Source organism: Paenibacillus sp. CAU 1782, from assembly GCF_054551715.1.
In genome coordinates this window covers 125,930-144,754 of sequence record NZ_JBTOLL010000002.1, presented here as the reverse complement: position 1 = coordinate 144,754, position 18,825 = coordinate 125,930, and the positions used below count along the sequence as shown (strand labels likewise).

At 51.3% G+C, this 18,825-nt stretch carries 19 protein-coding genes; 18 read left to right on the top strand and 1 reads right to left on the bottom strand.

What is annotated here, in order from left to right; genetic code table 11:
* Positions 1 to 57 precede the first annotated feature (57 nt).
* The 18 genes from ACX93W_RS09680 to ACX93W_RS09595 all read left to right on the top strand — a co-directional run bounded on the left by ACX93W_RS09680 (position 58) and on the right by ACX93W_RS09595 (position 17,973).
* Positions 58 to 438, top strand: a complete 381-nt coding sequence (locus ACX93W_RS09680; protein ID WP_459392161.1) for an arsenate reductase family protein — start codon at positions 58 to 60, stop codon at positions 436 to 438.
* Positions 422 to 1,642 (top strand): aminotransferase class I/II-fold pyridoxal phosphate-dependent enzyme, encoded by a 1,221-nt coding sequence (locus ACX93W_RS09675; protein ID WP_459392160.1) that lies wholly within the window; start codon positions 422 to 424, stop codon positions 1,640 to 1,642. Before ACX93W_RS09680 ends, ACX93W_RS09675 begins: the two co-directional genes overlap by 17 nt.
* Before the next feature lie 81 nt (positions 1,643 to 1,723).
* Complete coding sequence (locus ACX93W_RS09670) at positions 1,724 to 2,584, top strand: 5'-3' exonuclease (RefSeq protein WP_459392159.1); 861 nt, start codon at positions 1,724 to 1,726, stop codon at positions 2,582 to 2,584.
* Positions 2,585 to 2,959: 375 nt separating this feature from the next.
* Positions 2,960 to 3,574, top strand: a complete 615-nt coding sequence (locus tag ACX93W_RS09665) for a hypothetical protein (RefSeq protein ID WP_459392158.1) — start codon at positions 2,960 to 2,962, stop codon at positions 3,572 to 3,574.
* A gap of 179 nt (positions 3,575 to 3,753) precedes the next feature.
* Complete coding sequence (locus tag ACX93W_RS09660; RefSeq protein WP_459392157.1) at positions 3,754 to 4,320, top strand: Uma2 family endonuclease; 567 nt, start codon at positions 3,754 to 3,756, stop codon at positions 4,318 to 4,320.
* Positions 4,321 to 4,724: 404 nt separating this feature from the next.
* Positions 4,725 to 5,135, top strand: coding sequence for a helix-turn-helix domain-containing protein (locus tag ACX93W_RS09655; protein WP_459392156.1), 411 nt, complete (start codon positions 4,725 to 4,727; stop codon positions 5,133 to 5,135).
* A gap of 77 nt (positions 5,136 to 5,212) precedes the next feature.
* Positions 5,213 to 5,944 carry a YveK family protein gene (locus tag ACX93W_RS09650; protein WP_459392155.1) on the top strand — a complete coding sequence of 244 codons (732 nt, stop codon included), beginning with the start codon at positions 5,213 to 5,215 and terminating at the stop codon, positions 5,942 to 5,944.
* A complete protein-coding gene (locus tag ACX93W_RS09645) occupies positions 5,934 to 6,602 on the top strand; it encodes a CpsD/CapB family tyrosine-protein kinase (RefSeq protein ID WP_459392154.1) in 669 nt (222 codons plus the stop codon). The genes ACX93W_RS09650 and ACX93W_RS09645 overlap by 11 nt, the downstream gene beginning before the upstream one ends.
* Positions 6,603 to 6,811: 209 nt before the next feature.
* Positions 6,812 to 8,701 carry a polysaccharide biosynthesis protein gene (locus ACX93W_RS09640; protein WP_459392153.1) on the top strand — a complete coding sequence of 630 codons (1,890 nt, stop codon included), beginning with the start codon at positions 6,812 to 6,814 and terminating at the stop codon, positions 8,699 to 8,701.
* Positions 8,702 to 8,726: 25 nt separating this feature from the next.
* Complete coding sequence (galU, locus tag ACX93W_RS09635) at positions 8,727 to 9,608, top strand: UTP--glucose-1-phosphate uridylyltransferase GalU (protein WP_459392152.1); 882 nt, start codon at positions 8,727 to 8,729, stop codon at positions 9,606 to 9,608.
* Positions 9,609 to 9,670: 62 nt separating this feature from the next.
* A complete protein-coding gene (locus ACX93W_RS09630; protein ID WP_459392151.1) occupies positions 9,671 to 10,843 on the top strand; it encodes a glycosyltransferase family 4 protein in 1,173 nt (390 codons plus the stop codon).
* Positions 10,800 to 11,996, top strand: coding sequence for a glycosyltransferase (locus tag ACX93W_RS09625; RefSeq protein ID WP_459392150.1), 1,197 nt, complete (start codon positions 10,800 to 10,802; stop codon positions 11,994 to 11,996). The genes ACX93W_RS09630 and ACX93W_RS09625 overlap by 44 nt, the downstream gene beginning before the upstream one ends.
* Positions 11,887 to 13,083, top strand: coding sequence for a glycosyltransferase family 1 protein (locus tag ACX93W_RS09620; RefSeq protein ID WP_459392149.1), 1,197 nt, complete (start codon positions 11,887 to 11,889; stop codon positions 13,081 to 13,083). Before ACX93W_RS09625 ends, ACX93W_RS09620 begins: the two co-directional genes overlap by 110 nt.
* Positions 13,084 to 13,223: 140 nt before the next feature.
* Complete coding sequence (locus ACX93W_RS09615; RefSeq protein WP_459392148.1) at positions 13,224 to 14,129, top strand: glycosyltransferase family 2 protein; 906 nt, start codon at positions 13,224 to 13,226, stop codon at positions 14,127 to 14,129.
* A gap of 21 nt (positions 14,130 to 14,150) precedes the next feature.
* Positions 14,151 to 15,224 carry an EpsG family protein gene (locus ACX93W_RS09610; RefSeq protein WP_459392147.1) on the top strand — a complete coding sequence of 358 codons (1,074 nt, stop codon included), beginning with the start codon at positions 14,151 to 14,153 and terminating at the stop codon, positions 15,222 to 15,224.
* An 18-nt stretch (positions 15,225 to 15,242) separates the two neighbouring features.
* Positions 15,243 to 16,016 (top strand): glycosyltransferase family 32 protein, encoded by a 774-nt coding sequence (locus ACX93W_RS09605; protein WP_459392146.1) that lies wholly within the window; start codon positions 15,243 to 15,245, stop codon positions 16,014 to 16,016.
* Between the two features lie 126 nt (positions 16,017 to 16,142).
* A complete protein-coding gene (locus tag ACX93W_RS09600) occupies positions 16,143 to 16,751 on the top strand; it encodes a sugar transferase (RefSeq protein ID WP_459392145.1) in 609 nt (202 codons plus the stop codon).
* 7 nt (positions 16,752 to 16,758) lie between these two features.
* Positions 16,759 to 17,973, top strand: a complete 1,215-nt coding sequence (locus tag ACX93W_RS09595) for an aminotransferase class I/II-fold pyridoxal phosphate-dependent enzyme (protein WP_459392144.1) — start codon at positions 16,759 to 16,761, stop codon at positions 17,971 to 17,973.
* Between the two features lie 63 nt (positions 17,974 to 18,036).
* On the opposite strand, the gene ACX93W_RS09590 is transcribed toward ACX93W_RS09595, so the two are convergent.
* Positions 18,037 to 18,801 (bottom strand): VOC family protein, encoded by a 765-nt coding sequence (locus ACX93W_RS09590; RefSeq protein ID WP_459392143.1) that lies wholly within the window; start codon positions 18,799 to 18,801, stop codon positions 18,037 to 18,039.
* Positions 18,802 to 18,825 lie beyond the last annotated feature (24 nt).

The window sequence follows — 18,825 nt, the reverse complement described above, 5'->3', positions numbered from 1 at the left end:
CGGAAATAAGGCTTCCAGGGCATTCTGCGCAATAGCGGCAAGAGAGGAGAAACAAATATGGCAAAAACCATTACAGTTATACAATATCCCCCTTGCAGCACATGCAGGGCGGCTGTTAAATCGCTCAAGGCAAAAGGGTACGAGGTGACGACAAGACATATCGTCGAGGAGACTCCAACGGCGGCGGAGCTGCAGGATCTGCTGACGCTGTCGGGGCTGGATATCAAAAAGCTGTTTAACACCTCCGGAGAAGTGTACCGGGAATTGGGACTTAAGGACAAGCTGGCCGGCATGAGCCATGGCGAAAAGCTGGAGCTGCTGTCCGCCCACGGCATGTTAATCAAACGTCCCATAGCTACAGATGGCAGAAGCGTCACTGTCGGTTATAAGGAAGAGCAATATACCGAGATCTGGGGAAGTGATGAAGCCGATGCATGACGGCATTCATTCCGCAGGGAGATGGCGTTCCAAACGTTTGGGCGAGCTGGGCTCGTCCATTTTTTCCGAGGTTACTGAGTGGAAGCGCGAGGCGCTGGCGAACGGTCTGGATGTAATCGATCTTGGCATCGGCAGTCCCGACAAACCTCCGACAGAAGCCGTGCGCAAAGCATTGGCTGAAGCGGCTTTGAAGCTAGACAACTATATGTACCCCGCTGTCAAAAGCGATATGCCGTTTAAGGAAGCCGCGGCGCGATGGATGGACCACCGCTTCGGGGTAGTATGCGATCCCGCTGCTGAAATGGTGACGCTGTTGGGTTCCCAAGACGGACTTGCCCATCTTGCGATGGCGATCTGCGATTCCGGCGATATCGCGCTGCTGCCGGATCCCGGTTACCCGATCTATGCGGCATCGCTTGCGCTGGCTGGCGTAAAGCCGGTTTTGATGCCATTGAGGGCCGAAAATGGTTTCCTGCCGGATTTGGACGCCATAAGCGAAGACGTCTGGCGAAGCGCTAAATTTATAATTGTCAATTACCCTAATAATCCGCTTTCTGCCGTCGCCGATCTGGATTTCTTCCGCAGATTGCTGAACAAAGCAAAGACGTATGATGTACTCATTGTACAGGATTTGGCTTATTCCGAGATGGGTTTTGACGGCGTGGTTCCACCCAGCATCCTGCAGGTGGAGGGCGCATTCCAAAACGCGGTGGAATTTCACTCGTTGTCCAAAAGCTTTAATATGGCGGGTTGCCGGATCGGCTTTTTGGCAGGCAATCGGGAAGCGGTTGGAGCTCTGCGGGAATTAAAGGCGAATATCGATTACGGAGCTTTTTATCCCGTTCAGGAAGCCGGGATCGTTGCGCTTCAGGAGGCAATGGACAACACCGGATACGAACGGGCCGGCAAGCTGTACGAACGCCGAAGAAATATGTTTGTGGAGGCGTTGCGCCGCGCAGGATGGGAGATCGAGCTTCCCAAAGCGACCATGTTCCTGTGGGCAAAACTTCCGGAGATGAAATGGGGCCGCGATTGGGACTCCAGAACCATTTCCCAGGAAATGCTGAAGAAGGCGGGCGTTGTCGTTATTCCCGGCGAGGCTTTTGGTGAAGAGGGCAAAGGTTATGTCCGCATCGCTCTTGTTGAAGATGAGGAACGGCTGCTGGAAGCGGCGGAACGAATTGGAGCCTTTATTGCCGGGTAACGTGTGGTACAATGAGGAAGCCAGCGGCATTTCCGGCATGGAATGCCGCTTATGTATTTTTACAGAGGGGACGAGTCGTGGATGAACAGTAACAAAATATTGGTTGTAGACGGGATGGCGCTTTTATTCAGAGCCTACTTTGCTCAATCCTACAGCTCCAGACGAATCGATGACGGTACGCCTACCAATGCCATTTACGGCTTTTTGCAGTACCTTTTTGATGCGGTGAATACATTTCAGCCAACGCATGTATTATGCTGCTGGGATATGGGAAGCAAAACGTTCAGAAGCGATTTGTATCCAAATTACAAAGCTAACCGGCCCGAAGCGCCGGAGGATTTGATTCCTCAGTTCAGCCTGGTCAAAGATATTGTGGCTGCCATGCAAATTCCCAATATTGGTCTTGCGGGTTATGAAGCCGACGATTGTATCGGAACGGTTTCCCGCCAATTCAGCGAGCTTGGACATGTCTATATTCTTACCGGGGATCAGGACATGCTGCAACTGGTGGACGAACGCATTCATGTCGTCATTATGAAGAAGGGCAGATCCAATTATGCGGTGTATGATTTGGAACTGCTCAGAACGGATAAAGGCATCCAGCCATTCCAGGTTATCGAGATGAAAGGTCTTACCGGAGATACAAGCGACAATTACCCCGGAGTTAAAGGCATTGGTGAAAAAACGGCCTTAAAGCTGCTGACCGAATATGAATCCATCGACGGCATATTAAGCAATTTGGAGCATTTGCCCAAAAGCGTAAAGGCCAAAATCGAAGCAGATATGGACATGCTTCATTTATCCCGGTCGCTTGCCCGAATCAATATCGAGGTGCCCATTGAGTGCAGCCTGGATGAATGCCTATGGGACATCCCAATGGAATCCGCAACAGTCGTATTTGACAAATACCGCCTGACAACTCTGCTTAAGCTGATTAGCTAAATCAATGGCGAAACAAGGACGCCCGCCGGGAATATCCCGGGTAGGGCGTCCTTGTTTGTTTCGAGGTGATTTTTTCTGAGGTGATGCCCAATATGATTACAAGTTATTGGATGGATAAGGGGGAGATGTTTGAAACGGCCAATGTAAGGTAAATGCAAACAAACCGTCATCATGCTTGAAGTTCAGCCTTCGTTGATACAGGGGACTATTACGTCTTTACAACTCAATTGAAATCATCTGGAACGTAAGTTTGAAAGAAAATATGTCGCGCTTTACATAGGAACGTATGTTTGTTAATGTGGACTCATATGGAAGGATTTGGTAGGCCAAATATTCGTTGATAAACCATTAATAAAAATGAGTGAGGTGCTTATCTTGTCAGAAGTCAGCATAAGTCTAACTCAATTCATTGATTTTACTTTAAAGCAGGGACCATCTAAGGTGAACGCAGTTAGAAAGATTAAAACCCAAGGTGTATATCATCCTGCATTTGACTATTGGCGAGAATTAAGAGGAGCAATTAAGAAGATACATGAAGAAAACAAGGATCTATCGTACTTAGATCAGCTTCTAAACAATGTTCATCATAGAAAGACTAATCAATATACAGAAGCAATAAAACAGTACAAAAGGTTTGTTAGAAACAAGGAAATTGAATGGTTTGATCCAGGAAAAGCATTTTGGTCGTCCGGAGAACTAGCCGTGAGAGCTACTCCTGAACTTGGCCTAATTATAAATGGTCAGCCTCACTTAATTAAACTATATTTTAAAGGTACATCTGAAAAATTAGAAAAACGTACTGCTATGCCCACATTGACACTTTTATCAGCAGCTACTAGATCTGAGCAAATTCCCAATGCAACAAACAGCGTCCTTAATATTAAAAAATCAACCCTTTATCCTGTTACTTCGCAGCATAACCAAACAGATATGATTTTATCTTTAAAGGCAGAAGCAGCTCATTTCATTCATATATGGGATAACTTATAGATAGTAACTTAATAATAAAAGTCAATGAGATTTTATAACTGCATGGATTCAATGCTGGCTGAGTTTATGAAGTACGTAACGACCAGCATCGTAATGAATGTGCAAAAATAGCAACGATCCGCTGGATCATGATAAATTTAGAGCATAGGATACTTACAATCAGAAGGGGGTCGAACATCGTGTCAAATCCGGATGAGGAGAAAATCCACACCTATCAAGATTGGCTGACCTGGGATGGAGCGTGGGAGTTAATTAACGGTAAAGCGTATAATATATCGCCTGCCCCGACCTCGTTGCATCAATTTATTGTTGGCGAGCTGCATTATGCTCTGAGAACATTTTTACAGAATCGGAGTTGTTATGTGTTCGTTGCTCCATTTGATGTGTACTTCAGCGAAAGTGAAGATTACATGGCACCTGATCACATCACGCAGCCCGATCTTTCTGTCGTTTGTTCTAAGGACCAAATATCCAAAAACGGCTGTCATGGTGCGCCAAACATAATCATTGAAGTGTTGTCGCCATCAACCGCACTAAAGGACTTTAATGAAAAGTTCAACTTATATCAGAAGTACGGGGTTCAGGAATATTGGATTGTTGATCCTGGGAATCGAACGGTTCATGTATATGCGTTGCGGGATGGCAGTTACCAAGTGCGTCATCTATATACGGAGCAGGAAACAATTCAATCTATCGTTTTCAAAGATTTACAAGTGTCCATGACTACGCTGTTCAGTCTGGAATAATATTAACAACAAGCCGGCGAGATGCATTCTCGACCGGTTTTTTTTCCTAATTTAAAGCATTAAGGCGAACGAAGTCCAATGTTCTTTCAAGAAGAACCTATCGATGTCTTTCTAAAGAAATTCTGAAGAAACAGCATGGCTTGAATTGGAGGGTGTATTTTGCACGATTGTTCGTTATAGTGAATGCGATGAAATGCGTTTCTACAGAAAAAAGGCTGAAAAAGTCTGGGAATAGCGGGGTAAAAGGGGCTAAAACGTTGGATAAAGTGTAAATTGGGAGGCTGTAAAGTATTGACCTATTCTCTTTAAAGAACTACAATAAAGATATTGTCCGTTATAGACTCCTGTTCAACGCTGTTTTATGCAACAATCGTACGGATCTAATCTGACTGAAGGAGAATCTTATGATTGGGGAACGGATTAAAGCGCTGAGAGAAAAGAAGGGTTACTCCATTACCAAGCTTGCGGAGCTGGCAGGCGTTTCAAAATCATATTTGAGCTATATCGAGCGGAATGTGCAGAACAATCCTTCTCTGCAGGTATTGGCCAAAATCGCTTTCCACCTGGACAGCAATATTGAATATTTGCTAGGCGAAGACTTGACGCCAAAAGTATGGGTGGAGGATGTGCTGGACGAGGAATGGCATTCCATGATACGCGATGCCGTAGACGAAGGCATGAGCAAAGGGGATTTTCGCGCGCTCAAAGAGCTTGTGACCTCAAATAAATGGCGGGAAGAACGGAAAAGCGCCACACCTGAAGGTTCCGGAAAAAAGAAGTCGTCGAACATTATTATTTTGCATATTGACCATTGAGCTATTGACATGTTCTATATAAAGAACTACTATTGTGTTAGTGTTCACTATAACTAACATTATAAGTGGGTGTAGGAATGGAAACCAAACGTAGCAGAACCGTTTCGTTAAAAGAAACGGAGAAGGAAATCAATCTTAGAGAAGTATTTCTGACGATTCGCAAAAGGGTCTGGCTGATTATTTTGATCACCGGAATACTGACAGCGCTGGGGATTCTGTATAATTCCCGTCCCGAGCCGCAGGTGTATGCCTCTTCGACCCGCATTATTATTGCCGCGAGCAGTGAGATGATGTCAACGGTGCGCGCACTGGTCAGAGAACCGATCGTACTCAACGAGGTCATTCAAAAACTGGACTTGAACACAACGCCAGCCCAGTTAAGATCGCAAATCGGGGTTAACAGTGTAGATTCATCGCTGATTACCGTTGTCAGCGTGATGGATAGCGACCCGGAGCGAGCCGCGGATATTGCCAATGCCACTGTTGAAACATACCGGAAGGTTGCTGCGGATACGCTCAGCCTTCAAAGCATCCGACTGCTGACGCCGGCCCAGCCGGAGCCGGTCCCTATCAATTCCAAAAGCAATACAATCATCTATATCGCGTTTTTGACGGGGCTTATCCTGAGCATCAGCTTATCCTTCCTGCTTCATTCCCTGGATGAATCCATTCGGAGCGAAAACGATATTGAGAACAGACTAGGACTTAATATGCTGGGGCAGGTATCTGTTATCAAACGGCGTCACAGCGATTCCGGCGCCAAAAAGTCGAAGCCAAGCATGGTAAGGAGTGAGACATTTGGTTCGTGAACGGACAAAAGCGGCCAAAAAGGTCGTTAACCGCAGCTTGATTGCATATCTCAATCCATCGCATCATATTTCGCAGCAATTCCGTGCGATTCGCAATAACATTCAATACGCATCCGAAGGCAATGCCATCACTTCTCTGCTAGTTACATCCCCGGAGGAAGGCGACGGCAAATCCACTGTAGCGATTAATCTTGCCATTAGCATGGCGCAGCGCGGCGAGCAAGTGCTGCTCATTGACGCAAATTTTCGCAATCCCGTTCTGCACAAAATTTTCGGCACGCAAATGTCGCCGGGGCTTGCCAGCGTAGTCAGTGAGCAATTAAGCCTCCCCGAAGCCGTGCGGCGTACGGAAGTGGAAGGCCTTGATCTGCTGACTTGCGGCTCCGCCGGGGCAGGCACTGCCGATTTGCTGGATTCTCCTGCCATGAATGCATTGATGGCTCTGGCAGCGGCGACCTATGACCGGGTCATTATTGATAGCCCGGCCGTCTTGTCTTCGCCTGACACGAACTGTCTGGCGGGCAAAAGCGACGGAGTTGTGCTGCTGCTCCGCTGCGGCTCTACGACGCACGGCAAAGCGCTGGAAGCCAAACAGGCGCTTACCTTTGCGGGAGCCAATATCGTAGGCGCGGTGCTTAACAAAAAAAACGCTAGATGAAAATGGATTACCATGAGGACGTATTGCTTCAAACCGTCATGATTTTCAGAATAGTTCAATGTTCAAAAAGCCATTTGCTCAAGCAATCCATAGAAGAAGGGTGGACATGCGTAGTAGGCAAGGCGGGGTGAACGGAAGTTTTTTGGATGTAATTGTTCTTTATAAAGAACTATTGTTCTTTGGGGTTAGTTAATGAAAGGATGGTTGGAATGACTTATCGACGAAGAATGTTTCTGCTCGTCCTGCTTGATTCGTTCATTGTGCTGTTTGCCGTTGGTCTGGCGGCCTGGGTCGTTGCTCCTGGCTCAGGGGAAGGGCCTGCGTGGCTGACCGCTATGAATAAGGAAGGCGGAGCCTTCCAGAGAGGATTTTTTGTCGATGCAGGAACGCTGTACATCATAACGCCGCTGCTGCTTTTATGCCATCATTTGTTTTTTTTCAGATACAAGCTGTACAGGAAAGCATGGGAGTATGCCAGCATAGGCGAGCTGGTCATGATTGCCAAAGCGGTAGGACTTTCATTTGTGGCGGCGGGGGTCATTCAGTGGGCCATTCTTCAGCGCCTCGAACCTCGTCTTCTGTTTGCGGCTTGGGTCATCCATATGCTTCTGATCGGAGGGTCGCGCCTGATCTGGCGGCTCATCCGCGGCGGCTTCAATCGCAGCGGTGGCAGAAGGAAGCGCACGCTCATTGTTGGAGCGGGCTCCGCGGGCACAATGCTGGCCAGGCAGCTGATGGGCAATCCCGACAGCGAGCTGTATCCGGTTGGTTTTGTCGATGACGATCCCGGAAAACAGCGGCTGGATATTATGGGCATTCCCGTTGTTGGAGGCATGCAGGATATTGCGGCAACGGCAGGCGAGCTGAAAATCGATAATATTGTTATTGCCATTCCATCCTTAACAAAAAAACAGCTGTATAACATCTATACCGAATGCGCCCGGACACGAGCCAAAACGCAGATTATTCCCATGCTGGAGGATTTGGCGACAGGGCGTATCTCCGTGGCCAAGTTCCGCGATGTTCAGGTTGAGGATTTGCTGGGCCGCGAGCCGGTCGAGCTGGATATCGAAAGCATTTCGGGATATGTCACTCAAAAGGTCGTGCTGGTGACAGGAGCGGGCGGCTCCATCGGCTCCGAGGTATGCCGCCAGATTTCGCGGTTTTTGCCGGAAAAGCTGGTGCTGCTGGGCCATGGCGAAAACAGCATCTATGCCATTGAGATGGAACTAAAGGAAATGTACCGCGATTCCAGCATCAAATTTTACACGGAAATCGCCGATCTGCAGGACGGCGAAAAAATGGCGGCGGTCATGGCGGCGCACCGTCCTCATGTGGTTTACCATGCCGCGGCGCACAAGCATGTGCCGTTGATGGAGCGCAATCCCGAGGAGGCATTCAAAAACAATGTGCTGGGCACGCTGAACACCGCCAGGGCAGCCAGCCGTGCGAAGGTGGAGACGTTTGTAATGATCTCTACCGATAAAGCCGTCAATCCCACCTCCGTGATGGGCGCGACCAAGCGCGTAGCGGAGATGATTATCCAGCATATGGACCGGATAAGCGCCACCAAATTCGTGGCGGTTCGTTTCGGCAATGTGCTGGGAAGCCGGGGCAGCGTCATTCCCCTATTCCAGAAGCAAATCGCCAAGGGCGGTCCCGTCACGGTTACGCATCCCGACATGGTTCGTTATTTTATGACCATACCGGAAGCCTCCAGACTGGTTATTCAAGCGGGTGCGCTGGCAAGAGGCGGAGAAGTTTTTGTGCTGGACATGGGAGACCCCGTCAATATTACCGAGCTGGCCAGAAACGTTATCACGATGTCGGGGTATTCCGTTGAAGAAATCGGCATTGAATATACGGGGATAAGGCCCGGCGAAAAGCTGTTTGAGGAAATGCTCAAAGACAGCGAAACGGCGGAGCAGCAAGTATATCCCAAAATTTATATCGGCAAGGCGGAACACATTTATTTTGAAGAAATTGAACGAATGATCGATGAATTTCCCGGCATGAACGGCGCCGAGCTCAAGGTAAGGCTGCTGGATCTGGCCAATCACGTTGTGCCAGCCGAATCTGCCAAACTGGCAACAGTTTAAAACCGAATGAAAGGAGATGGATGATATGAAAGTAAGAAAAGCGATTATACCCGCAGCGGGGCTCGGAACCCGCTTCCTGCCGGCAACCAAAGCGATGCCCAAGGAAATGCTGCCCATCGTCGATAAACCGACCATTCAATATATTGTCGAGGAAGCAATCGCCTCCGGCATAGAAGACATTATCATCGTAACGGGAAAAGGGAAGCGGGCGATCGAGGATCATTTTGACAATTCGATGGAACTGGAGCATATTCTGACCGCCAAAAGCAAGTTCGATCTGCTGGAGGAGGTGCGCAAGTCGTCGGATATGGTTGATATTCACTATATTCGGCAGAAGGAGCCGAAAGGATTGGGGCATGCCATCTGGTGCGCGCGCAAATTTATCGGGAATGAGCCGTTTGCCGTGCTGCTTGGCGACGACATTATTTCCGCAGAGGAGCCTTGCCTGAAGCAAATGATGGGGAAATTCGGTCAATACGGCTCCTCCGTAATCGGAGTGCAGCAGGTGCCGGACGAAGCTGTGTCGCGTTATGGAATCGTCGACGGAATGGAGCTGGAGCCTTCCTTCCATCGGATCAACCACTTGGTTGAAAAGCCGAAGCTGAGCGAGGCGCCGTCCAATATGGCCATTATGGGGCGTTATATTTTGACCCCCGAAATCTTTCAAATTCTAGAAAACCAGACGCCGGGCTCCGGCGGAGAAATTCAGTTGACGGATGCCATAGCGGCGCTGAATGCCAAACGGGCGGTATTTGCTTACGAATTCCAGGGAAAACGCCACGACGTGGGTGAAAAAATGGGCTTTATCCAAACCACCATTCAATTTGCGCTGCAGCGCGAAGAGCTGCGCTATGAGCTGTTGGCTTATTTGACGGAAACGCTGGAGAAGGAAGCCGCGCGAAAGTAACATGCGTGTTCAAAAAAAGGTGGACTTTTTTAGCAACCTCTGGAAGGGGGGCAACGATCGCCATGAGCAAAAAGGTATTGTTTTGCGCAACCGTGGACTATCATTTTCGCGCGTTCCACTTGCCTACGCTGGAATGGTTCCAGCAGAACGGGTGGGAGGTGCATATTGCAGCCCGCGGCGAATTGGAGCTGCCGTTTGTGGATGTCAAGTTTAACGTGCCATTTTCGCGTTCTCCTCTGCACCGCAGCAACCTGAAGGCCTACCGCCAGTTACAAGATTTAATTCACCGGGAGAAATACGATCTTATTCATTGCCACACCCCGACAGCCGGCGCATTGGCCAGGCTGGCGGCGCGGGGAGCAAGGCGGCATGGAACCAAGGTGGTGTACACGGCGCATGGCTTCCATTTTCACAAGGGAGCTCCTCTGGCCAACTGGCTGCTGTATTATCCCGTGGAGAAATATTTGGCAAAGCTGACGGATTGCCTGATTACCATCAATAACGAAGACTACAACCGGGCCCAATGGGGCGGATTTCGGGCGGGGCAAATCAGGCATGTGCCCGGCGTTGGCGTTCACACTGGCCATTATGCCCCTGCGGACAGCATAACGAAGGGGCATTGGAGAAAGCATTACCGCTACAGCGATGATGATTTTCTATTGATTTACGCCGCTGAATTTAACCTGAACAAAAACCACGATTTGCTGCTCCACGCCTTGTCAAAGCTTACGCACAAGGTGCCGCAAGCGCGTCTGCTGCTGGCCGGCGAGGGGAGCCGTCTTGAGGAATGCATGGCGCTGGCCGAAAAGCTGGGCATTTTGGACAAGGTGGATTTTCTCGGTTACCGCAAGGATATGAGGACGCTGCTTCCAATAGCGGATGTGGCTGTGGCCTCCAGCCTTCGCGAAGGGCTGCCGGTCAACATTATGGAAGCGATGGCGTGCGGACTGCCCGTCGTTGCGACCCGCAATCGCGGTCATGCCGAGCTGGTACAGGAAGGCCACAACGGCTTTCTGGTACCTCCGGAGGATGCAGAGGTGTTCGCCAGCCGCCTTCATTTATTGTTCGCCTTCAAGGATTCGCGGCGCAAGATGGGGCAGCTCGGGGCGGAGCGGGCGGGAAATTATAGTCTCTCCCGGGTGCAGGAGGAACTGACAACCATTTATCAATCCTTACTATCGGAGGCCGGGGATGAAGCCAAAGCCGAAAGTCAGTATCGTCGTGCCTATCTATAATATGGAGCCATATTTGGCCCGCTGCCTGGACAGCCTGCTGGGTCAAAGCTTGAAGGAGCTGGAGATCATCGCCGTTGACGATGGTTCAACGGATGCCAGCGCCGCCATTGCGGCAAGCCGGGCGGAGAGCGACAACAGGCTTCAGTTGATTTCAAGTCCCAATGCAGGCGTAGCGGCTGCGCGAAACCTGGGACTGGCTCATTGCAGCGGCTCCTATATCGGTTTTGCGGATCCAGATGATTGGGCCGACTCCGTCATGTACGAAGCGATGTATGGAGAAGCCGTCAAAAATGATGCCGATATCGTGATGTGCGCTTATGTCAGGGAATTCGGCAGCCATAGCAAAGCCAAGGCGTTTCCGCTCGACCACAAAACGTTTCTGCGCGGCGAGCAGCTTCAGCATGAAGTTACGCGAAGGCTAATCGGGCCAATCGGCGCAGAGACGTCAAGCCCGGAGCATCTGGATGCTTGGGGAACGGTTTGGAACAAGCTGTACAGGAGCTCGCTGATTCAGCGCGAGGGGATTGCTTTCACCAGTCTGCGGGAAATCGGCAGCAATGAGGATTCCTTGTTTAATGTTGCGGCCTTCAGGCGGGCAAACCGTTTCCTGTTTCTTGACCGCTGTTACTATCATTACTGGCGGGTTAACGCGGGTTCTATCACAACCGGCTACAGGGAGGAACTGCCGGAGAAATTCCGTCGGCAATACGCCTTGCTGGAGACGGAAGCGGCAGCGCTGCCGCGGAGCGTGCCCTTCCGGGAGGCGCTTCAAAACCGCATTGCCATGAATGTGCTGGGGCTGGGCCTAAACATAATTAGCCGGAAGAATCCCGCCAATTCGCTGGGGAAAATCAGGGAACTGAAGGAGATTTTATCCGCCCCCGCAACGGCGGAAGCGCTGAGAGCTTTTGACAGCAGCCACTCCGCCGCCGTATGGAGACTGTTTTTTGCCATAGCCAGAAGGAGGCTAGCCGCTCCGCTGCTTCTTCTCCTGTACGGAGCGGAATTTATGCGGACCAGGCCAAAGCGGAAGGGGCGTCGCCATGGAGACAATCCGAATTCTGCAAGTGGTCACCTCGATGAATCGCGGGGGACTGGAAACGATGCTTATGAACTATTACCGCCAGCTGGCAAGGAGCGGCATTCAATTTGATTTCATGGTTAACAGGGCGGAAAAGGGTAGTTATGACGATGAAATTGCTGCGCTGGGGGGCAGGCGTTATGTGATGCCCGCTATCCGGCCAGGCAGCTACAGGTCTTATTTTGCGGCGTTGCGCGCTTTTTTTGAGGAACATCGGGAATACGGAATTGTTCATGCCCACCTGAATGAAAATAGCGCCTTTGTGCTGAAAGCGGCCCGGGAGGCCGGCGTGACCGGACTGATTGCCCATAGCCACATGAGCGATCTGGAATGGGATTACAAGCTGCCGTTCCGGCTATATGCCAGGACGGTGCTGCGATCACAGCCCGCAATTCCCATGGCTTGCTCCGCCAGAGCGGGAGATTGGCTGTACGGACGAGAGAAAAGCGGCAGGGGAAATCCGGTGGTGCTTCCCAATGCCGTGGACCTGGGGGATTATGTTCGGAATGATGATGTCCGCCTGGATGTGCGGCGCGAGCTGAATGCGGGAAAACGTCTTGTGCTGGGGCATGTCGGCCGGTTTTGCCGGCAGAAAAACCATGTTTTCCTGCTGCATGTTTTCCGCGAGGTGCTGGCGGAAAACGGGGAAGCGCTGCTGGTGCTTGCGGGAGACGGCCCGCTAAAAGCCAGCGCCATGAGGCTGGCCGAAAAGCTGGGGATCTCCAGCAATGTTGTTTTTTTGGGCATAAGGAACGATATTAGCCGTTTGCTTCAGGGGATGGATCTGTTTCTTATGCCCTCGCGCTACGAGGGTTTGCCGCTGGCGCTGGTGGAGGCGCAAGCCGCGGGATTGCGCTGCGTCGTATCAGACGCCATCACGGAAGAGGCTGATTTGACGGGCAATGTCGTCTTCATTCCGCTAGAAGCGCCGATATCGGAATGGGGCAGGCAAATCGCCAGCATGGCAACGGATAGAACCGATACCCATGCGGCCATAAAGTCGCAAGGTTATGATTGCGGGCAGCAGGCGTTGCGGCTGGAGCAATTGTATCGGCGGCTGGCTGCGGAGGGGGCGATCTTGCCCAAAACGGAGGCCGATCCCCTCATTCAGCCCTTTGCTGCAGCAGAAACGCCGCCCGCCACAGTAGCGGGACGCTGAATCGCGTCTCCTTCGAGCGACTGAAGATACGGGAAAAGCAACGGGCTGTTCATTGCAGCGGGATAAACGGGCTTGCCGCAACGCGGTGATTACCGCACTGTTGAGGGCATTCTGAGCTTAAAAGGAGGGACAACGGCTTTATGACGCCGACATTGACGGTTTTTACGCCGACCTATAACCGGGCTTATACGCTTCATCTCTGTTATGAAAGCCTGAAGCGGCAGACCAGCAGGGATTTTGTATGGCTGATTGTGGATGACGGCTCCACGGACAATACCAAGGAGCTTGTAGAGGGATGGATTCGGGAGGAGCAAGTGCCCATTACCTATGTCTACCAGGAAAATCAGGGGATGCACGGCGCCCACAACAAAGCGTACGAGCACATGGATTCGGAGCTAAATGTCTGCATCGATTCCGATGATTACATGACGGATGACGCGGTAGAAAAAATCATTGGATTTTGGCGGCAATACGGCGGGAGTCAATACGCGGGCATCATTGCGCTGGATGCGTTCCCGGATGGCGAAGTGATCGGAACCAGGCTGCCCATCAACCTCAAGAGCTCGCCCCAAACGGATTTGTTCGTGCGGCATGGCGTCAGAGGCGACAAAAAGCTGATTTACCGCACCGACATTATTACGGCGACACCGCCTTATCCGCTCTTCAGCGGCGAAAAGTATTGTCCTCTTTCCTACAAATACATCCTGGTGGATCAGCAGCTTCCCGTACTCATCATGGATGAGGTCGTCTGCATTGTGGAGTACCGGCAGGACGGGTCCAGCATGAACATTATTAATCAATACAAGCGGAATCCGCAGGGTTTCTCCTTTTTTCGCAAAACGGCTATGCAGTATGCTCCAACGCTGAAGGACAAGCTGCGGGAAGCGTCCCATTATGTATCCAGCAGCCTGATGCTCCGCAACAAAAGGTTTCTGGCCCAGTCCCCATGCAAGTGGGCGACTATACTGGCTGTTCCCTCAGGCATTCTGCTCTATCTGTTTATTACGACAACCCGTCGTATGACGGTTATGAAAACGAGGACATAGCGAGGAAGGAGAAGGACGGAAGTGCAAATGCTTTGGGCAACGCTTGCCCTTTGTTTCGTTACGGCATTGATGGCCAGATACGTTTCCGTATCCAGCGCGTCATGGCCGACGGGAGTTAAGCCGAACAAGCTGTATGTCGTGCTGGCGGCGTTGTGTCTGATGACGGTGGCCGGGCTGCGCAACAATATCGGGGACACCTATTTTTACATGCACAGCTATCGGGTGGATGAATTTACCTGGTCCGCGATCCTGCAAAAAAGCGATATTGGCTTTAATTTGTTCCAGATGCTGCTGCAGCAGTTTTCGGATGATCCGCAGATTCTTATTTTAACGACGGCGGCTATAACGAACATGCTGATCGTTATCGTTTTTTACCATTATTCCAGAATGATCGAAATCAGTTTGTTTCTGTATATCGCAACGGGCGCGTTTATCGTATCCATGAACGGCGTGCGGCAATATTTGGCGGCGGCGATTGTATTTACGGCGACCCATGCGCTTCTGGAGGGCAAGTGGAAGCAATACATGGGCATTGTCCTGCTGGCATCCGTTTTTCACCAGAGCGCGCTCATTATGATCCCGATTTATTTTCTGGTTCGACGCAGGGCATGGACCTTGACCACGCTTATTATGCTGGGACTGGCCATTGTTATGGTGATGGGGTTTAACCATTTTTCGAGCATGATGTTTTCGCTAATCAAAGATTCGCAATACGGCCATTACGAAGATTTTCAGGAAGGCGGAGCCAACTATATCCGGGTGGTCGTGTATCTTGTTCCGTTGTTTGTGGCGTTTCTGGGCAGAGAGAAATTGCGGGAGCTATATCCCAAAGGCGATATTTTTGTCAACTTGGCCATTGTTGGCGGCGTGCTGCTGTTTATTTCGACCCAAAACTGGATTATCGCCAGGCTGGGCATTTATTTTACGCTGTACCACATCCTGCTGATGAGCTGGTTGATCAAGCTGTTTCGGAAAAAGGATAGGCCGCTTATCTACTTTGCCATCATCGTATTATATTTCCTTTATTTCTTTTATGAAAATGAAATCATGCTGAACATCAGATACGGCAGCGATTATCTCAAGTGGCCATTTTGACAAAAAGGGGGGAGCAGCGTGGAAAGCGCGCATGGTGAAAAACAGGGCAAAATGGAAGTGGGTGGCGATCCCATCCCCAAAATCATCCATTATTGCTGGTTTGGAGGGGCTGATAAGCCCAAAAAGGTCGTCAAATGCATGGCAAGCTGGCGGAAGCACCTGAGCGGCTATACCTGGATGGAATGGAACGAAAGCAATTTCGATATCTCCATCAGCCGTTATGTCCGCGAGGCGTACGAAGCGAGGAAATTTGCTTTTGTCAGCGATTATGCCAGGCTTCATGCGCTCTATCGTTACGGAGGCGTTTACCTGGATACCGATGTGGAGGCGCTGCGGCCGCTGGATGATTTGCTGAAGCATTCCGCGTTTTCGGGCTTTGAGGACGAGCGTTTCCTGCAGTCCGGCACGATGGGCGCCGCGCCAGAGCATCCCTGGATCAAGGAGCTGCTGGATGATTACAAAGGCCGTCCTTTCGTTAAGGAGGACGGGAGCTACGACATGCGTACCAACACGGCGGTTATTTCCGAGATATGCACGCGCAGCGGACTGGTTCTCAACGGCCATCAGCAGAGCTTGCCTTCGGGCGTCGTATTTTATCCCCGGACCTATTTTAGTCCATTCGATCCCGTTAACGGCGGACATTATCTGAGCGATAACAGCTATACCATTCATCATTTTTCGCAATCCTGGCTCCCCGCGCATGTCCGGTTCAGAAGCCAGCTCAAGCGCAGCGTCAGCCGGGTCGTCGGTCCCGATATGATCGCCAAAATGCGGAAGCTGCTGCCTCGCTAAGACGGCGAATTCATATAGGCGCCCTCAATGCGACTAAATGCGTGCGCCTAAATATCAACGCAGCGGCAAGAATGCGGCTACTGTAATTTTTATCATTCATTTTATGGCTAAGGAGATTGGTTCATCATGCTTAAACGATTTTTGGACGCGACGGGAGCTGCGCTTCTTCTGCTTCTTCTGCTGCCGCTGATGGGAGCGGTTGGTCTGCTGGTCAAGCTGAAGCTGGGGTCGCCCGTTTTGTTCAGGCAGCAGCGTCCCGGCTTGCACGGAAAACCCTTCTATTTGTACAAATTCCGCAGCTTGACCGATGAGCGCGATGAATCGGGGGCGCTGCTGCCGGATGGTCTGCGCATGACGCCTTTCGGGCGGCTGCTTCGCAGGAGCAGCATGGACGAGCTGCCGCAGCTGTGGAATGTGCTGAAGGGCGAACTTAGCTTTGTGGGCCCGAGGCCGCTTCTGATGGACTATCTGCCGCTTTATTCCAAGGAGCAGGCAAGACGCCATCTGGTCAGGCCGGGGATTACGGGCTGGGCGCAGGTTAACGGACGCAACGATGTAACCTGGGAGGAACGTTTTCAGCGGGATTTGTGGTATGTGGAAAACGTCAGCCTTCTGCTGGATTTAAAAATTGTAGGCTTAACGGTCAAAAAAGTATGGAGCGGCGACGGGACCAGCCACAGCGGCCATGTTAGCATGCCGCTGTTCGAGGGAACGGCAAGCCGCCAGGAGGGGTAAAGAGGACATGGCGCTGCAAAAACATGCTTATGAACGGATTTATCTGTCACCGCCGCATATGAGCGGGAACGAACAGGGGTATATCGCGGAAGCTTTTGCAACAAATTGGATTGCGCCGCTTGGCCCCCACATCGATGCTTTCGAGGAAAGCTTCTCCGCATATACCGGCTCCAGAGGAGCTGCGGCGGTAAGCTCAGGCACGGCGGCGATTCATCTGGCGTTGACGCTGCTTGGCGTTGGACCCGGCGATACGGTCATTTGTCCAAGCTTTACGTTTGTCGCAAGCGCAAATCCGGTCCTGTATCTGGGAGCGCGTCCTCTTTTTATCGACTCGGAGCCGGATACGTGGAATATGTCGCCCGCCGCGCTGGAGAGGGCGCTTCAGGAAGCTTCTGTGCATGGCAAGCTGCCCAAGGCCGCCGTTATTGTGCACCTATACGGTGGTATGGCCCGAATGGACGAGTTGATGGAAATTTGCGATAGGTACGGCGTGCCGGTTGTGGAGGATGCCGCGGAATCGCTGGGCTCCACCTATCAGGGACGGCAAAGCGGCACATTTGGCGCATACGGTATTTTTTCCTTTAACGGCAACAAAATTATAACCACCTCCGGAGGCGGAATGTTAGTTTCGGACGATGTGGATTCGCTGAAAAAGGCCCGTTTTCTGGCAACGCAAGCCAGAGACGCCGCCGTCCATTACCAGCATAGCGTAATGGGCCATAATTACCGCATGAGCAACGTGCTAGCGGGAATCGGCAGGGCGCAGCTGGAGCAGATCGAGCAGCGGGTTGCCGCGAGGCGTGTTGTCTTCAGCCGATATGAGGATGCTTTAGGCGGAATAAGCGGCGTTTCCTTTATGCCGGAGCTAAAAGGCACGCGCTCCAACCGTTGGTTGACGGCGCTGGTGCTTGAGGGCGAAGACGCCTCCGCATTGGTTCATGATATGCTGTTCCGTCTGGAGGAGGCCAATATTGAAGCAAGGCCGCTCTGGAAGCCGCTTCATCTTCAACCCTTGTTTTCGGAGGCGTTGTTCTACCCCCATACGGAAGGGGAAAACTCCGTGTGCGAGGATTTGTTCCGCACGGGGCTTTGCTTGCCGTCGGGCTCGGCTATGAGCGTTGATCAGCAGGAGCGGGTTATTGCCGTATTGGAACAGGCATTGTCCGGTCGCTCCGGCAGGTCGGTCACGCCGCTCCACGCCGTGCCAAGAACGATTGCTTAGCAATTTTACTCTCATGAACGAAAGCTTGAGTTTGCTATCCGTGTTGCAACTGGCCTGGTTGTTCTATAGGCTAACTCTAACGTTTGCAATGGTGAAACTTCCTTTGTTTGGCGAAGCGGCATTGCAGGTTGCGTTCAGATCGACTTGCAGCTCCTGCTTAACGGAAGCGACATGCTCAAAACGCAGCGTCGAGTCGTCAAGAGAGATCGTGCGTTCCCGGCTGCCCGCTTTGCGGCCCGGGAACAACTGCTCTATGTAGCGTAAAGCCTCCGGCGAAAAATCACTTCTGACGATGGTTTCGGCGATGCCGGTAATCCCGTTTTCCTCCGAATTGGGTTTCATGCGGCGTGTCCTTATTTGCTGATACTGCCGCTCGGAATCCATCTGGGAAACGGCAATGGTGAGATTCGTGCCGGGAATCGGCGGCGCATAAACCGTTTGCCACGGCATGCTGATTTGAATCAAGCCAAACAGCTTGAAGCTGATCCGTTCAGGCTGTGAAGCCTGGATGCCATTTGCAAGCCATTCCTCCCTAACAGCTTGCAAATTGTCCGTCATTAGCATTAGGCCAAAGACGCCGCGTTTGCCCTCGTTGTAAAGCGCCTCCCATTCCTTGCGCCAATCGGTTTGTGGTTTGCGCAGGCAAACCAGTTCAAAATAGTGATCGCCTATCCACATATTCGATACCTTGAAGCTGCTCGTGCCTTTTCCGCGCTCGGGACGATAGGGAAAGCCTAGTCGTTCGGCATCCTGCTTCAGCAGCGCCAACCTCTCCTTATCTTCATCAATATGGATAACAAAATGATCCAGCTTTATTTTGGCATTCATCTCATGTGCCTCCTGGTGGTTGAT

Bases quoted from the DNA above. Each gene is read 5' to 3' on its own strand.
- ACX93W_RS09670 (WP_459392159.1), top strand. From the start codon at position 1,724: ATGAACAGTAACAAAATATTGGTTGTAGACGGGATGGCGCTTTTATTC.
- ACX93W_RS09590 (WP_459392143.1), bottom strand. From the start codon at position 18,801: ATGAATGCCAAAATAAAGCTGGATCATTTTGTTATCCATATTGATGAA.
- ACX93W_RS09615 (WP_459392148.1), top strand. From the start codon at position 13,224: ATGACGCCGACATTGACGGTTTTTACGCCGACCTATAACCGGGCTTAT.
- ACX93W_RS09650 (WP_459392155.1), top strand. From the start codon at position 5,213: ATGGAAACCAAACGTAGCAGAACCGTTTCGTTAAAAGAAACGGAGAAG.
- ACX93W_RS09655 (WP_459392156.1), top strand. From the start codon at position 4,725: ATGATTGGGGAACGGATTAAAGCGCTGAGAGAAAAGAAGGGTTACTCC.
- ACX93W_RS09595 (WP_459392144.1), top strand. From the start codon at position 16,759: ATGGCGCTGCAAAAACATGCTTATGAACGGATTTATCTGTCACCGCCG.
- ACX93W_RS09600 (WP_459392145.1), top strand. From the start codon at position 16,143: ATGCTTAAACGATTTTTGGACGCGACGGGAGCTGCGCTTCTTCTGCTT.
- ACX93W_RS09675 (WP_459392160.1), top strand. From the start codon at position 422: ATGAAGCCGATGCATGACGGCATTCATTCCGCAGGGAGATGGCGTTCC.
- ACX93W_RS09640 (WP_459392153.1), top strand. From the start codon at position 6,812: ATGACTTATCGACGAAGAATGTTTCTGCTCGTCCTGCTTGATTCGTTC.
- galU (WP_459392152.1), top strand. From the start codon at position 8,727: ATGAAAGTAAGAAAAGCGATTATACCCGCAGCGGGGCTCGGAACCCGC.
- ACX93W_RS09625 (WP_459392150.1), top strand. From the start codon at position 10,800: ATGAAGCCAAAGCCGAAAGTCAGTATCGTCGTGCCTATCTATAATATG.
- ACX93W_RS09630 (WP_459392151.1), top strand. From the start codon at position 9,671: ATGAGCAAAAAGGTATTGTTTTGCGCAACCGTGGACTATCATTTTCGC.
- ACX93W_RS09620 (WP_459392149.1), top strand. From the start codon at position 11,887: ATGGAGACAATCCGAATTCTGCAAGTGGTCACCTCGATGAATCGCGGG.
- ACX93W_RS09680 (WP_459392161.1), top strand. From the start codon at position 58: ATGGCAAAAACCATTACAGTTATACAATATCCCCCTTGCAGCACATGC.